The sequence below is a fragment of the Bartonella vinsonii subsp. vinsonii genome (genome assembly GCF_902825235.1).
Classification (GTDB): domain Bacteria; phylum Pseudomonadota; class Alphaproteobacteria; order Rhizobiales; family Rhizobiaceae; genus Bartonella; species Bartonella vinsonii.
On record NZ_CADEAJ010000002.1, the window covers coordinates 116946 to 131318 of the forward strand.

A 14373-nucleotide genomic window follows, 5' to 3' on the forward strand; every position below is an offset into this window, starting at 1 on the left:
GAATGATCAGGGATTGTGCAATGGAGGAGGGTGTAGTAAAAGAGTATTTTGAAGAAAGAGCTCTTTTGTTAAGGTAATGAGTGAGCAAACAAGGCGCGATTTTTTGTTTTTGCTAACAGGTCTTACAGGGGCGGTTGGATTGGGTGCCGTTGCATGGCCTTTTATTCGTCAGCTGTCTCCAGATGAGGCCGTTTTGGCTTCTTCTTCTGTTGAGGTGGATCTTTCGGGGATTGAAGAGGGCATGTCGGTGACGGTTAAGTGGCGTGGACAGCCTGTCGTCATCCGCAATCGCACTGCAAAAGAAATTGCTGAAGCGCGTAATACCGAATTGAGTATTCTGAGAGATCGTCAAGCACGCAATCCTAATCTTGAAAGTGAAGAAGACGCGACGGATTTCGCGCGTTCAGCAGGTGAGGGACATGAGAATTGGCTTATTATTATTAATCTTTGTACGCATCTAGGTTGTGTAACACTTGGACAATCAGGGAAATTTGGAGGGTGGTTGTGTCCATGTCATGGATCTGTTTATGATACAGCTGGAAGAGTGCGCTCAGGGCCAGCTAACTATAATTTAGCTATTCCACCTTATCGATTTCTTTCTGATACCTTGCTGAAAATAGGATAAGGTAATGACCAAATTTTCTCCCTATATTCCCAAAAATGCTGTTGCCCGTTGGTTTGATAAGCGTTTACCTGTTCCCCGTTTTTTTTATAATGCATTTGTTATTTTTCCGGTACCCCGTAACCTGAATTATTTTTATACATTTGGCGGTATTTTGACCGTTATGCTTTTATCACAGCTTTTGACCGGTATTGTCTTGGCGCTGCATTATGTGCCAGATGTTCATTTGGCTTTTGAAACGGGTGAACGATTTAGACGTGAGGGGCAGTTTGGTTGGCTTTTTCGTCCATGGCATTGTGTAGGATCTTCGTTCTTTTTTATTGCTGTTTATATCCATTTAGCACGTAGCCTTTATTATGGTTCATATAAAAATATGCGAGAAATGGTTTGGATCACGGGCATTTGTATCTATATAGTCATGATGGCAACAGCATTTTTTGGTTATGTGCTGGTTTGGGGGATGGTGTCTGTTTCTGCGGCTTCAGTGGTTGCTGGACTTGTAAAAGCTATTCCTTTGGTGGGGACATGGTTGCATGAGGCATTTCTTGGTGGTTATAGCGTAGGACAACCGACGTTGAACCGTTTTTATGTTTTTCATTATTTTTTGTCATTTGTTTTGCTTTTTCTCGTTGGGCTGCATATTTGGGCACTTCACCAAGTTGGACAGAGTAATCCGGCCGGTCTTGCAATACAATCAGAGAAGGAAATTGTTCCTTTTGCACCTTATGCGCTTATCAAAGATATTTTTGCCATCATAGTTTTTTTAATCTTTTTTTCTTGGTTTTTGTTTTATATGCCCGATTATATGGGACAGGCTGAAAATTATAGTGTTGCTGATCCTTTAAGGGCTCCTCTTCGTGTGGTACCAGAGTGGTATTTTTTGCCTTTTTATGCAATGCTGCGTGCTATAACTTTTAGTATTGGTGCTCTTTCATCAACTTTTTTGGGCGTTGTGATATTAGCTGGTTCAGTTTTCGTTTTGATTTTTGTTCCATGGTTAGATCGCTCTAAAATATGCTCTGCAAGATATAGGCCTCTTTATAAGATTTTCTTTTGGGCATTCATTATTGATGTCGTTTTTCTTGGTTGGCTTGGGTCAAGAGAAATCAGTGACAGCACTCTTTTATGGACGCAATTGGCCACAGTTTATTATTTTACATTCTTTTTGATTGTTTTGCCAATTCTACCGACTTTTGAAAAGGGACATTCTCTTCCTTCTTCAATTACTGAAGATATGAAACAGAGAAAAAATAAATTATGGTGAATGCTTTTATTGGGTTGATTTTTATCGCAATGATAAGTTTTTATTTTCAGAGTGTTGCGAGTCATACCTCTGATAAGAAAGAAGAGTTTGTTTCCTTTCCTTTACAGGTTCCTAAAAAACAAGAATGGAGTTTTTCAGGACCATTTGGAGTTTATGATAAGGCACAGCTGCGGCGTGGGTTAAAGGTTTATAAACAGGTTTGCTCCAGTTGCCATGGACTGAAATATGTGGCTTTTCGTGATTTAAAAGTGCTAGGCTATGATCAGAAACAGATTCAGACTTTTGCTAAACAATATGAAGTGAGCGATGGCCCTAATCGAGAAGGGAGATTTGTTAAACGCGCTGGTGTTGCAACAGATAGTTTTCCTTCTCCCTTTGTTAATGAAGAAGAAGCAAGATTTATTCTTCATGGTGCTTATCCTCCAGATTTATCACTCATGGCACGTGCGCGCGCCATATCTTTGCCATTTCCTGCTGTTATCTCTGATGTGCTGACTCATTATAATACTGCTGGTCCAGATTATATTACAGCTCTTTTAACAGGATATCAGAAGGCGCCAGAGAACACAAAAGTTACTGAGGGTTATTGGTATAATCCTTATTTCATTGCAGGGAGTTCTTTAGCTATGGCACCTGCATTGAGTGATGGTATTGTTTCTTATGAGGATGGAACACCAGAAACGGTTGAACATTATGCGCGCGATGTCTCTGCTTTTTTAATGTGGGCTGCTGATCCCCATATGGAAATTCGGAAAAAAACCGGTTTTCGTGTCATCTTATTTCTCATCATTCTGGGAGGGCTTGTTTATATTTTAAAAGTCCGTATCTGGCGTGGTTTAGAAGAAAAATTGGGAGAGAGGACAAAAGACTGAAAAGGAGAAAAGGCTAGAGATACTGATCTTGAAAGAGCGTAGGGAACAAATCTGTTTATGATGCATTGAGTTTTATAAAATAAAAGCAAAGTGAAAACGGAGATGTTAAAATGAAGAAAATTGCATGTACTACTCTTATGTCAGTTTTGATGGTTTCTAGTGCATATGCCCAGTCTTTCGCAGTACCTTCTGAACCAGAAATGATTTCTGCGACGGGCATCGTACAGGTGGGGTCAGATATGTCTGCGCGTTATGTTACACCTCTAGCAACTGATTTTGTTGCTTCAAGCCTTATTGGTGCGAATATATACAATATAGAAAATGAAAATATTGGTGAAGTAAAAGATATTATTTTGCGTGAAAACAACATTGCGGGATTTGTTATTGCTGTTGGTGGTTTCCTCGGGATAGGAGAAAGTTATGTGGTAATTTCTCCAGAAACAATCCAGATGATAAATGATTATGGTAAATGGAAGCTTATTACCAATGCAACAAAGGATTCTTTAAAAGAAGCTCCAACATTTAAGTACGAAGGACGTTGGACGCGTTAATTTTGTATTTCCATTCTCTCGTGACAGAACAGTGCTGCCATAATATGACGGCACTGTTTTTTTATGGTCATACAACAAGTTTTCCCTATGAAATTGTTATATTCTTCAAGATGAAATATTAAAACGAGGTGGGGTTTAAGTATTATGTTTAAACAGCATGATATCGCCGTCTTGTACAATGTATTCTTTACCTTCATCGCGGGCTTTTCCAGCTTCTTTTGCGCCGTTTTCTCCACCCAGAGCAATATAATCCTCATAGCTGATAGTTTGGGCGCGAATAAAGCCACGTTCAAAGTCTGAATGGATCACACCAGCTGCTTGAGGAGCTTTAGTACCACGCGTAATTGTCCAGGCTCGTGTTTCTTTAGGTCCACAGGTGAAATAAGTAATCAGGTCAAGCAAAGAATAGCCAGCGCGAATGAGGCGATTGAGGCTCGGTTCAAAGAGCTCTAGAGCATGAAGATATTCTGAGGCTTCTGCATCATTAAGTTGGGTGATTTCAGCTTCGATAGCAGCAGAAATGATAATGCTTTGAGCATTTTGCTCTATTGCCATTTTTTCAACCATTTTGGTAAAACTATTTCCATGAGCAGCGTCATTTTCGCTCACATTGCAGACATAAAGTACGGGTTTGGAAGTTAAAAGATTCAAATTATCGAGGATGCGACGTTCATCGGGAGAGATTTCTTTGAGGAGTAACCGGACAGGGCTTCCTTTCTGCAATAGATTTAATGCTGCTTCCATCATAGGGAGAATTGTGAGAGCTTCCTTATCTTTTCCCGTTGCACGTTTACGAATTTGTATAATTCGTCGCTCTAAGCTTTCAAGATCTGCAAGCATAAGTTCTGTGTCAACAGTTGTGGCATCAGAAACAGGATCAATGCGTCCTTCTACATGGGTAATATCATCATCTTGGAAACAGCGTAAAACGTGGATAATAGCATCAACTTCACGGATATTGGCTAAAAATTTATTGCCTAAACCTTCGCCTTTTGAAGCGCCACGTACAAGTCCAGCAATATCAACAAAACTGATGCGTGTGGGAATGATTTCTTTTGAACCAGCGATAGATGCAATTTTTTCCATTCGCGAATCTGGAACAGCGACTTCACCGGTATTGGGTTCGATTGTACAAAAAGGATAATTAGCAGCTTGTGCTGTAGCTGTTTTCGTTAATGCATTAAAAAGAGTTGATTTACCAACATTAGGTAATCCCACAATACCGCATTTAAAACCCATGAGTGTCTTCTTTTCTATTCATTTTATGATCAAGATTTTTATTGATTTTATGGTCAAGATAAAGTGTCTTTGACGTTTTTATAGCACATTTTAAGAAGAGTCATAGTCTCCTGTTGCTGTAGATAAGAAAAAAGTCTACGTTAAAGAGGGCGTTTGCCTTTTTTGATCATGTTTAAAGGCTTTTTCTCTCATAATAAGGGATTTTCAAATTAACGTTAATAATACGCTAAGTTTTTCATAGTATGCCAATCCGCATAAAGAATTAATTGGAGAAAATATAAGAGTGTTATCTCGTTGTGCTTTTTTAATTGCAGTGCCTTTGGCTTTGGTTGGATGTGCTACACGTCATTCAGATATGTCGGTTGTTCCTTCTCAACAAGTTCGATATGTTCCAGCAGAAATGCAGGCTTTGTACGGACCTGTAACCAATGAGCCTTACTTATTACCTGCTATCGATCTTTCGACTATTGATCCGAAGTTTTGGCGCCAAGAAGTGCTTTATTATACGTCTTATCCACCTGGGACATTGGTTATAGATACTCAGGAGTGTTTCCTTTACCTTATTGGTCAAAATGGAAAAGCTTTGCGTTACGGTATTGGGGTTGGTAAAGAAGGACTAGCATTTGAAGGTGAGGGGGTTGTGCAGCGCAAGCGCCGGTGGCCAAATTGGGCTCCTACGGCAGCAATGATGGCGCGAGAACCAGAACGTTATGGTCATTTGGGGAAAGGAATGCCACCAGGAGCTGAAAATCCATTGGGTGCACGAGCGCTTTATCTTTTCAAAAATGGACAGGATACACTTTTCCGTATTCATGGTTCACATGAGTCATGGTCAATTGGTCGTGCTATTTCAAGCGGATGTATTCGTTTGCTTAATCAAGATATCATTGATCTTTATGATCGTGTTCCTGTTGGCGCGCGCGTGGTGGTATTGCAACGCAATGACTCTGCATCCAGAGTTTTAAGTCAACAATCAAATATGTATGATCCGCTACAGTCTACTATTAATCCAGATGGATTTTTTTAATTCCAAGCAGGATGCGTAACATCATTTAATGGTTTTTGTTTTTTTGCGCTATGCTCTTCTTTTCAAAAAAAGAGAGCATTCTGCACAAGAATTGTATGACGTGTGATTTATTTTGTCTCTCAGAGAATGGATTATGAGAGCAGATCTTTGTTTTTTATTGCTTGTGCGATTTCATTCATAAAAAGACATTGATCACCTTTTATGAGAAGCGTAATGTTTTTTGCAATTGCCTCTAAAAGAGGGGACAGCCATTGTTGATCGGATTTTGTAAAATTTCCCAAAACATGCTGATGAACAAGTTCTTTGGAATTGGGGCGTCCAATCCCTAAGCGTATACGGCAATAATCAGTACCACAATGGGCATCAATGGATTTTATACCGTTATGTCCATTATTGCCTCCACCAATTTTTACACGTACTTTTCCTGGTGGTAAGTCTAACTCGTCATAAATGATAATCAAATTCTTTAAATCTAATTTATAAAACCGCAAGGCTTCACCAATGGCTTGGCCAGAGAGATTCATGAAAGTTTGAGGTTTTATAAGAAAAGTTTTTTCATCATTTATAAAACCATTGGAGATTTCGGCTTGAAATTTTTTTGACCATGGAGAAAAAGAGAAGGTCTGATAAATGGCATCAACAGCCATGAAACCGATATTATGGCGGTTATTTTGATATTGTGAACTAGGATTGCCAAGACCAGCAATAAGCCACATGTGCACCTTCAATAAAGAGTGAGGGATTAATAAATGTCTTATAAGTTAAGGCGGGAAAATTCCCGCCTGCTAAAATGATCAATTTTTTTCGTTGTTTTCTTCATTCTCTTGTTCGGGAGCTTCATCAGCGATTTCCAGACCAGCAGGAGCTGCGATAGTTGCAATGGTAAAATCTCGATCTTGGATGACTGGAGTAACCCCTTTTGGCAGCTGAACCGCTGAAATATGGATAGAATCACCAATAGAATAGCTGGCGAGATCAATCTCAATCGCTTCAGGAATAGCATTTGCTGGAGCGGTACATTCAATTTCGTGGCGGACAATATTGAGAACGCCTCCCTTTTTAAGTCCGGGAGCTGTGTCTTCATTGAGAAAGTGTACAGGAATATTCACTTCCACAACAGATTGCGCTGAAATACGTAAGAAATCTACGTGTAAGGGAAAGTCACGGACTGGATCGAGTTGGTAATCTTTTGGTAATACCGTAATTTTTTGTTTGCCAATGACAAGAGTTGCAATGGTAGTACGAAAGCCACCAGCATGAATTTTGTAGAAAATTTCTTTATAGGGAACTGTGATTGCCAAAGGGGGCTGCTTTTCACCATAAATGATAGCAGGAATAAGACCGTTACGACGAAGTTCACGGGAGGACCCCTTACCAACCCGTTCGCGTATTTCGGCCTTAAGAGTATAGCTTTTGCTCATAATTTAAGTCCTTTTATGTGATTGGAGATCCATCAAAAACCAACAGTAGTCTTTGTATGAATATGAAGATATACGCTGTTAAGTAGCGATTGCTCCATCCTGCGCTGCCTCCAAGGGTGTCTACGCAGAATTTTTTCTATAATTCAAACTCTTCACAGATGCAAGAGTTGTGGGAAAAATTGATGTTTTCTATCGTTGGATAAGAGGAAATGTTACAAGCATGGTTGTGATGGAGAATAAAATAAATCCTAGCTGATATATTCAAAATCAAATACTGGAGATGTTATGAAGGTTGAGATTGCCTTGGGTGAGACGGCAGAATGTAGAGCTTTGCATAAATCAGAGCCGGCATTTGTCGATTTGGAAGAATTATTGGCGACGCGTCTTCTTGTGCAAGGCAATTCTGGTTCAGGAAAATCACATCTTCTTCGTCGTCTTCTTGAACAAAGCGCTTCATGGGTGCAACATTGTGTGATTGATCCAGAGGGTGATTTTGTAACTTTAGCAGATAAATTTGGTCATGTTGTCGTTGAAGCGCAACGCAGCGAACTCGAATTGACACGTATTGCTCATCGCATTCGCCAACATCGGGTTTCGGTGGTGTTCAATCTTGAAGGTTTGGAGACTGAACAACAGATGCGCGCTGTGGGTGCTTTTCTTGGTGCACTGTTTGATGTGGAACGTGATTATTGGTATCCCATGCTTGTTGTTGTTGATGAAGCACAATTGTTTGCTCCAACTGCGGCAGGAGAGGTTTCTGATGAAGCACGTAAGATTTCGCTTAGTGCTATGACCAATCTTATGTGTCGAGGGCGCAAACGTGGTCTTGCCGGTGTCATTGCGACTCAGCGTTTAGCTAAGCTTGCCAAAAACGTAGCTGCTGAAGCATCAAATTTTTTAATAGGGCGGACTTTTTTAGATATTGATATGGTTCGGGCTGCTGATCTTTTGGGAATGGAGCGTCGCCAAGCGGAAATGTTTAGAGATCTTGAGCGAGGGCATTTTATAGCTTTGGGTCCCGCTTTATCACGACGTCCTTTATCGATTATCATTGGTCCTGTTGAAACATTGGCACGGTCTTCTAGCCCCAAATTAATGCCCCTTCCAACAGAGCGGGTTGATGCAAAGGAACTCGTTTTTACTGCTTCGCCGGAAGAAGTTTTAATTCCCTTTAAGCAATCACGAGAGCCGGTGAGAGAAAAATCAATTCATGAGATGTTAGAAGAGGCAGTGCATAAAAAACAAGAATCGTTAGAAGAGGAACCAAGCTTATTTCCTGAACTTTCTGTTGTTGATCGTGATATCCAAGCAGAACGTGTTATTCGAGAAATTCTTGATGATCCTGAAGCTTTTTATCGTTCAACAGCGGTGCTTTATCAAGATTTCTTGGTTCGTTGCCGTATTCATGGTCACTCAGGGGATCTTTTGAATCTTTCGCAATTTCGGCGTAAGTTGGCTATTGCTCAGGCTTTCGTTGATGAAGAAACCGCGGTAAGTGAAAATTGGAAACGCATTTTGCATCTCTCAGAAAGTTTGGAAGATGATGTTCAAGGCGTTTTTTTGCATGTAGCACAGGCTGCTTTAGGTGGAAAACCATGCCCATCAGATGCATTTTTGGCACGCCTTTATGGGACACATTCTTTAAGCCGTGCTCGCCGACTTTTAACTTACTTTGAAGAACGCGGATTCATTGTTATTCATACACATTTCAACGGTCAGCGCATTATAGCTTTTCCTGAACTTGGTGTAGAAACAGCACCAGGGGATCCCAAGGGACCAGCTTAACCAAATAAGCTTGAGACAGATTGTTCTGCTGCTGTTCTTGCAATTGCTTCTCCAATGAGGTCGGCAATTGGTAAAACACGAATATTATACGCATTTTCAATTGCTTTTGTTGGCATAATTGAATCTGTAATAACCAATTCTTTCATTTCTGAGTTGGTAATGCGTTCGATAGCACTTCCAGAAAGAACACCGTGTGTAATGTAAGCTGTAACACTATTGGCACCATGCTTAAGGAGAGCGCTTGCTGCATTACAGAGAGTTCCACCTGAGTCAACAATATCATCAAGCAAAAGACAATCTTTTCCGGATACATCTCCAATGATATTCATAACTTCTGATTCACCAGGACGTTCACGACGTTTATCAACAATGGCTAGCAAACTGTTCAAACGTTTGGCAAGCGAGCGTGCGCGTACGACACCACCAACATCAGGAGAAACAACAATAACATTTTCAAGAGAGTAATGCATTTTGACATCCCGTGCAATAACCGGAACAGCATAGAGATTATCCGTTGGAATATCGAAGAAACCTTGAATTTGTCCTGCATGGAGATCCAATGTTAAAACGCGGTGTGCTCCTGCTTCAGTAATGAGATTGGCAACAAGTTTTGCGGAAATGGGGGTCCGTGGTCCAGGTTTACGATCTTGGCGGGCGTAACCAAAATAGGGTATAACAGCCGTGATACGGCGTGCCGAAGAACGGCGAAGCGCATCAATCATGATGAGCAATTCCATCAGGTGATCGTTTGCAGGATAAGATGTGGATTGCAAAACAAACACATCTTGTCCGCGTACATTTTCATGCAATTCTACAAAGATTTCTTGATCAGCAAAGCGTTTCACAGTCGCTTTGCCTAAGGGAATATTTAAATAATTTGTAACATCTTCAGCAAGGCGTGGATTGGAATTGCCGCAGAAAAGTTTCATAGTAGAACCTCTGAATGATCACGGTAGAGACGGTTTTTAATTTCTTGTTACCAAAGCTAAGGAAACAATTACAAAAGCATTACAATTTTATCTCTCATTGTTAAAGAGTTATACGTTTGGTTTTCGCTTTTTCCAAAATTTTTGTTACTTTTAAAGAAAAGTTTTTTGACTGTGAGGTAAGGAAATACGTCTTCATGAAGCTTTTTTACTTTATAAAAGAACGGTTTCAATATGTGTACTGTCTTAAAATATATGAAATGTTTTGTGTTTCCTCACAACCAACTCTTGAAAATAATCCGAGCAAAAGCGTTCGTATCCTGTAAGTTAAGGGACCATTTTTTGATAAAAAGGTACAGTATAAGAAAGCTTCTTGTTTTATTGAGATAAGCAAATTTTTGGGTAGTTTTGCTATTCTTTTTAGTCAAAAAAGACGTTTATCTATCATTTTTCAGTATAATAGCAGAAATTTGCCGTCCATAATCAGGTTCGTTGCGGTGTATTGCACGACGATAGGAGAAAAAGCGCTGTTCATCTTGATAGGTACAAAGCTCTACACAAGAAGCATGGATTCCTGCTTCTTTTAATTGCTCCATAATGAATGCCCATAGGTTAAAGCGAAGATGATTGACGTTATCTGTTTTTAAAAAATATTTTTCAAACTTGCTGTGGCAATCAATAAATTGGTTGTAAAATTCGCTTGTTACTTCGTAGTGACAAGGACCAATACAAGGTCCAAGGACTGCAGTGATTGATTGTCTTTTTGCTCCTTGTTCTTCCATAACCGAAATTGTTTTTTCTATAATTCCATTTAAACTTCCTCGCCAGCCAGCATGTGCTGCGGCGATGACACCTGCTTGTGGATCAGCAAAGAGAACTGGACCACAATCTGCTGTAAGAATGCCAATGAGGAGTCCTTGTGTGGTGGTAACAAGAGCATCTGCTTTAGGAGGAACATCAATAAAAGCTTGATCAACGACGATAACATCACAGGAGTGTATTTGATTGACAGTAACTAAATCTTGCACGTCAACACCAAAATAATCAGCAATTAAAAGACGATTTTGTGCAATATGTTCAGGTTGATCATTGGAACTTTTGCCAACATTAAGACTTTGATAGAAGCTTTGTGAAACACCACCTTGACGTGTAAAAAAACCATGCTTTATCCCTTGCGGGTGTAAAGCAGAAAGCTCTTTTGCAAGGATAGGAACAGGGACGGAATTCATAAAAGTTCCTTAAGTAGGGTCATTGTTTTCAAAATAAGAATGGTGTGTGTGCTGCATTTGTCAATAAGCATTATTGCTGGTCATTAAAATCGAGGAGGTAAAGGTATATTTTTATCACTCACATATAAGACTTTAAATAATTTGCCCATTTGATCTGGACCGGCTAATCGTTCAATATGTTGGCAGATCTTGTCTTGCTGTGTAGCACTTTTACCTGCTCCAAGCTGTTTTGCGCGTTCCAGTAGCCCCATTTTTAAAAGAAATTCTCCTTGTTCTAGAATTTCAGCAAAACAGCCTTGTTCAAGGGCTATTTTTTTTAAAAAAGAAAACCCAACATGGGATGTTAAATCATGTTCGCCTGGAGCTTCAAAAATATCACGGAATTTATGTTTTGAGACAGCTTGTAGCGTATCGCCAAAGGCAAGATCAGAAGCGCCGTAATCGATAAGCAAAGCAGAACCTTTTACTTGGACTAAGTGGTGACTTATCTGTTGCATTAATTGATGTCGTGCAGGCGCATGTTCAAAAATTGTTCCGTCAGGTATTTCAGAACAATAGGACTGTAAGCAAGAAGAAGGAAGTTTATCTGGAACAGCAATAAAGATGAAGTTTCCATCTTGATTCATTGAAATACGACGTTCTTTCCATTTTCCCTTGATTTTAATATATTGGTTGATGGGGAGTGTATCGAAAAACTCATTGGCAATTAAGAAGAGAGGCTTTGAGGGGATTTGATCAAAGCTTTGAATATTATAGATTTTTTTTTGATATGAAGAAAGACATTTTTTTTGTTCTTCGATGAGCTTTTTGCTTATTTCAATAAGAAAAATTTCAGCCGCATGAAATGCTGCTGTCGATAATTTTTGAATAGTACGCAGAACATCATCCATGAGTGTTCCACGTCCTGGCCCCATTTCAGCGAGAATGAAAGGTTTAGGACAACCTTGGGCTTTCCAGCTTGCGAGAGTCCAAATTCCAATCATTTCTCCAAATAATTGGCTTATTTCAGGTGCGGTAATGAAATCACCGGTACGTCCAAAAGGTGTTTGTGTTTGATAATAACCAAATTGAGGATCGGTAAGTGCCAACGTCATATATTGGCTAACAGTGATTGGTCCATTAAGGGCAATAATTTCTTTAATCTTTTCTTTTAGATTGGCCATTTTCTGTCGATTTATATTTAAAGGCGTGGAGAAGAAGATAAAACCCTAAAAGAAGCATAGGAAGAGATAAAGCCATGCCATAGGTAAAACCAGTAGAATGGAAAAGGGTAGAAAACCATTCTGGATCTTCTTGAGGCGCCCGGTAAACTTCTGAAATGCTGCGTGCTATTGCGTAGCCTATAATAAATGTTCCTGCAACAGCTCCAGGGCGTTTTAACGCTTTGAAAGCAAAAATAATAAAGGATAAAATGATAAAGAGAACAAACCCTTCCATGAATGCTTCGTAAAGTTGGCTTGGATGGCGCGGTAAATAATAGGGATCTAGTGGAAAACAAACCGCCCAAGGCATTGTGGTCGCGTTGCCCCATAATTCTTGGTTAATGAAGTTACATATTCTTACAATGCTGATACCAATAGGAGCACCTGCAGCAATGATATCAAACATTGCTCGTATCTTGATATTGTTTTTGCGGGCAAACCAGATCATTGCAATAATGATGCCTATCAGTCCTCCATGAAAGGACATTCCTCCATCCCATACTGCAATGATGGCACTAGGATGGTTAAAATAATAAACGGGATCCCATACAAGCACTTGTCCTAAGCGACCACCAACAACGACACTGATGGCAGACCAGACAACAAAGTCCCCTATTTTTTCTTCATTCATAGGAGCATGATTTGCATACCATAGGGATTGTTTTCTTAATAATTTTTGTGCATACCACCAAGCAAAAAGAATGCCCACTACGTAGCCAAGTCCGTACCAATGAAGTGATACGGGGCCTAACTGTATAATTACGGGATCGAGAAAAGATGGAAAAGCAATGGCTGGACAAGAAAGATTGTTCATGGAGTTAAGCATTTCACATTATATAGGGTTATAGATAATGGTCAGAAATAACACAGGAATGACAGATGAATGCGCAATGGTCAAGCTAGGAGAGTGGTGGGTTTCCACTGGTTTTAGAGCTAAAACTTGATGATGGTAAAAGAAGTATAAAAAAACTTTAAGTAAAATCAGCGTGGTGAAATAAAATCCGTAGGATAGAAGGAACAAAAATCATATCTAAATGTTATGAAAATACGCTATAATGCGTGTGTTAGTCATTTCAATTAAAGGAAAATCTCATGCGTAATGGATCAAATCGTATTCTTGATGAATTAGCAAAATTAGCAACGGATGCAGCTGGTGTTGCACAAGGTATACGGCGGGAAGCAGGAACAGCTTTTCGTTCGCAAGCTGAAAAAATAGCCAATAAACTTGATCTTGTGTCACGTGAAGAGTTTGAGACTTTTAAGGAAATGGTACTGAAAATGCATGCCGATAATGCTGATTTGAAAAAACGTCTTGACGCATTAGAAAAAACAAAGACACAAAAGAAATAACAGTCTTAGAAAAAATATCCCCAATTTTCCCCTCAATTTTTCAATGTGGTGCGTGAACTAAAAAATGCTTAATCCTGAGTCTGTTAGAGCAGATTGCCTCTTTATTTTTTGATTTGTTTTTTGTAGAAAACATTTTTTTTCAATTAGGGGGGCTGGTACTCTGAGATTGTATCAATACACTGGAAGAGCTTGATGATTCGTTTTGTTATTATCGAGCTGCCGCGAGAAGCATTCTTGTGTTCTGGGTAGTGCGTACTGTCGATTGTTTTTAATGTGTATTTGTTTGGTGTAAAAGCTTTGATTGTAGCAAGATGTTGTTACAATTTAGGTGGTTTATGTTCTGTTGACAATGTTTTAATATAATAATTGAGGGTTTATGATGAGGCTTGCATTTTGCGCCACAGAAAGGGAAGAGCATCCTGTTGACTTTATTGAACAGATTGCCTGTAAATATGATTGGTCATTTGAGCGCGATGCACAAGATGAGATCAGTGTTTGTGTGGAAGGGAAGCGGACAAATTATCGCCTCGCTTTTTCATGGATGGAAGAGCAGGAGGCTCTTCATTTAGCTTGTGCTTTTGATCTTGCTATTGAGAGTGCTCGAACAACAGAAATGCATTGCTTATTGCTGGCAATTAATGAAAAATTGTTGCTCGGACATTTTGATTACTGGCAAGGGAATAATTCGGTTATTTATCGGCAGGGGCTTCTTCTGGCTGGTGGGGTGCATCCATCTCATGTACAGGTTGAAACATTGTTGATACATGCACTTAAAATCTGTGAAAGCTATTATGTTGCATTTCAGATGGTTGCTTTGTGCGGGGAAAGTGCTTGTAAGGCACTGCAATACACTTTGTTTGAAACTGTAGGGAATGCCTAAATTAT

General features: G+C 39.6%; 15 protein-coding genes. 8 read left to right on the forward strand and 7 right to left on the reverse strand.

Annotated features, from left to right (window positions below; translation table 11 throughout):
• Window positions 1-76: 76 nt before the first annotated feature.
• The 4 genes from petA to J7R12_RS03030 all read left to right on the forward strand — a co-directional run bounded on the left by petA (window position 77) and on the right by J7R12_RS03030 (window position 3309).
• Entirely contained in the window at window positions 77-625 is a 549-nt protein-coding gene (petA, locus tag J7R12_RS03015; protein ID WP_126603629.1) for a ubiquinol-cytochrome c reductase iron-sulfur subunit, read from the forward strand.
• 4 nt (window positions 626-629) lie between these two features.
• Window positions 630-1886, forward strand: a complete 1257-nt coding sequence (locus J7R12_RS03020; protein WP_126603628.1) for a cytochrome b — start codon at window positions 630-632, stop codon at window positions 1884-1886.
• Window positions 1880-2758 carry a cytochrome c1 gene (locus J7R12_RS03025; RefSeq protein WP_126603627.1) on the forward strand — a complete coding sequence of 293 codons (879 nt, stop codon included), beginning with the start codon at window positions 1880-1882 and terminating at the stop codon, window positions 2756-2758. Before J7R12_RS03020 ends, J7R12_RS03025 begins: the two co-directional genes overlap by 7 nt.
• Before the next feature lie 110 nt (window positions 2759-2868).
• Complete coding sequence (locus tag J7R12_RS03030) at window positions 2869-3309, forward strand: PRC-barrel domain-containing protein (protein ID WP_126603626.1); 441 nt, start codon at window positions 2869-2871, stop codon at window positions 3307-3309.
• Between the two features lie 135 nt (window positions 3310-3444).
• On the opposite strand, the gene ychF is transcribed toward J7R12_RS03030, so the two are convergent.
• Entirely contained in the window at window positions 3445-4548 is a 1104-nt protein-coding gene (gene ychF / locus J7R12_RS03035) for a redox-regulated ATPase YchF (protein WP_126603625.1), read from the reverse strand.
• Window positions 4549-4831: 283 nt separating this feature from the next.
• On the opposite strand from ychF, the gene J7R12_RS03040 reads away from it, so the two are divergent.
• Complete coding sequence (locus J7R12_RS03040; RefSeq protein WP_126603624.1) at window positions 4832-5575, forward strand: L,D-transpeptidase; 744 nt, start codon at window positions 4832-4834, stop codon at window positions 5573-5575.
• 131 nt (window positions 5576-5706) lie between these two features.
• On the opposite strand, the gene pth is transcribed toward J7R12_RS03040, so the two are convergent.
• Window positions 5707-6291, reverse strand: coding sequence for an aminoacyl-tRNA hydrolase (gene pth, locus J7R12_RS03045; RefSeq protein WP_126603623.1), 585 nt, complete (start codon window positions 6289-6291; stop codon window positions 5707-5709).
• Between the two features lie 78 nt (window positions 6292-6369).
• On the reverse strand, window positions 6370-6996 hold the full coding sequence (locus tag J7R12_RS03050; RefSeq protein ID WP_126603622.1) for a 50S ribosomal protein L25/general stress protein Ctc: 627 nt from the start codon (window positions 6994-6996) through the stop codon (window positions 6370-6372).
• Between the two features lie 285 nt (window positions 6997-7281).
• On the opposite strand from J7R12_RS03050, the gene J7R12_RS03055 reads away from it, so the two are divergent.
• The gene (locus J7R12_RS03055; protein ID WP_126603621.1) at window positions 7282-8781 is read left to right on the forward strand and encodes an ATP-binding protein; all 1500 of its coding nucleotides are present in this window, start codon (window positions 7282-7284) and stop codon (window positions 8779-8781) included.
• On the opposite strand, the gene J7R12_RS03060 is transcribed toward J7R12_RS03055, so the two are convergent.
• The 4 genes from J7R12_RS03060 to lgt form a co-directional block, all read right to left on the reverse strand.
• Complete coding sequence (locus J7R12_RS03060) at window positions 8778-9710, reverse strand: ribose-phosphate pyrophosphokinase (RefSeq protein WP_126603620.1); 933 nt, start codon at window positions 9708-9710, stop codon at window positions 8778-8780. The two genes, J7R12_RS03055 and J7R12_RS03060, sit on opposite strands and share 4 nt — an antisense overlap.
• 434 nt (window positions 9711-10144) lie before the next feature.
• A complete protein-coding gene (gene pgeF, locus J7R12_RS03065) occupies window positions 10145-10936 on the reverse strand; it encodes a peptidoglycan editing factor PgeF (protein WP_126603619.1) in 792 nt (263 codons plus the stop codon).
• An 83-nt stretch (window positions 10937-11019) separates the two neighbouring features.
• On the reverse strand, window positions 11020-12099 hold the full coding sequence (locus tag J7R12_RS03070; protein ID WP_126603618.1) for a class I SAM-dependent methyltransferase: 1080 nt from the start codon (window positions 12097-12099) through the stop codon (window positions 11020-11022).
• On the reverse strand, window positions 12074-12952 hold the full coding sequence (gene lgt, locus J7R12_RS03075) for a prolipoprotein diacylglyceryl transferase (protein ID WP_126603617.1): 879 nt from the start codon (window positions 12950-12952) through the stop codon (window positions 12074-12076). The genes J7R12_RS03070 and lgt overlap by 26 nt, the downstream gene beginning before the upstream one ends.
• 278 nt (window positions 12953-13230) lie before the next feature.
• Between lgt and J7R12_RS03080 the strand changes: the two genes are divergently transcribed.
• Entirely contained in the window at window positions 13231-13488 is a 258-nt protein-coding gene (locus J7R12_RS03080; RefSeq protein WP_126603616.1) for an accessory factor UbiK family protein, read from the forward strand.
• A gap of 379 nt (window positions 13489-13867) precedes the next feature.
• On the forward strand, window positions 13868-14368 hold the full coding sequence (locus J7R12_RS03085) for a type III secretion system chaperone family protein (protein WP_126604049.1): 501 nt from the start codon (window positions 13868-13870) through the stop codon (window positions 14366-14368).
• Window positions 14369-14373 lie beyond the last annotated feature (5 nt).

Coding starts and splice junctions, on each gene's coding strand:
- petA (WP_126603629.1), top strand. CDS start 77: ATGAGTGAGCAAACAAGGCGCGATTTTTTGTTTTTGCTAACAGGTCTT.
- J7R12_RS03020 (WP_126603628.1), top strand. CDS start 630: ATGACCAAATTTTCTCCCTATATTCCCAAAAATGCTGTTGCCCGTTGG.
- J7R12_RS03025 (WP_126603627.1), top strand. CDS start 1,880: ATGGTGAATGCTTTTATTGGGTTGATTTTTATCGCAATGATAAGTTTT.
- J7R12_RS03030 (WP_126603626.1), top strand. CDS start 2,869: ATGAAGAAAATTGCATGTACTACTCTTATGTCAGTTTTGATGGTTTCT.
- ychF (WP_126603625.1), bottom strand. CDS start 4,548: ATGGGTTTTAAATGCGGTATTGTGGGATTACCTAATGTTGGTAAATCA.
- pth (WP_126603623.1), bottom strand. CDS start 6,291: ATGTGGCTTATTGCTGGTCTTGGCAATCCTAGTTCACAATATCAAAAT.
- J7R12_RS03050 (WP_126603622.1), bottom strand. CDS start 6,996: ATGAGCAAAAGCTATACTCTTAAGGCCGAAATACGCGAACGGGTTGGT.
- J7R12_RS03055 (WP_126603621.1), top strand. CDS start 7,282: ATGAAGGTTGAGATTGCCTTGGGTGAGACGGCAGAATGTAGAGCTTTG.
- J7R12_RS03060 (WP_126603620.1), bottom strand. CDS start 9,710: ATGAAACTTTTCTGCGGCAATTCCAATCCACGCCTTGCTGAAGATGTT.
- pgeF (WP_126603619.1), bottom strand. CDS start 10,936: ATGAATTCCGTCCCTGTTCCTATCCTTGCAAAAGAGCTTTCTGCTTTA.
- J7R12_RS03070 (WP_126603618.1), bottom strand. CDS start 12,099: ATGGCCAATCTAAAAGAAAAGATTAAAGAAATTATTGCCCTTAATGGA.
- lgt (WP_126603617.1), bottom strand. CDS start 12,952: ATGAACAATCTTTCTTGTCCAGCCATTGCTTTTCCATCTTTTCTCGAT.
- J7R12_RS03080 (WP_126603616.1), top strand. CDS start 13,231: ATGCGTAATGGATCAAATCGTATTCTTGATGAATTAGCAAAATTAGCA.
- J7R12_RS03085 (WP_126604049.1), top strand. CDS start 13,868: ATGAGGCTTGCATTTTGCGCCACAGAAAGGGAAGAGCATCCTGTTGAC.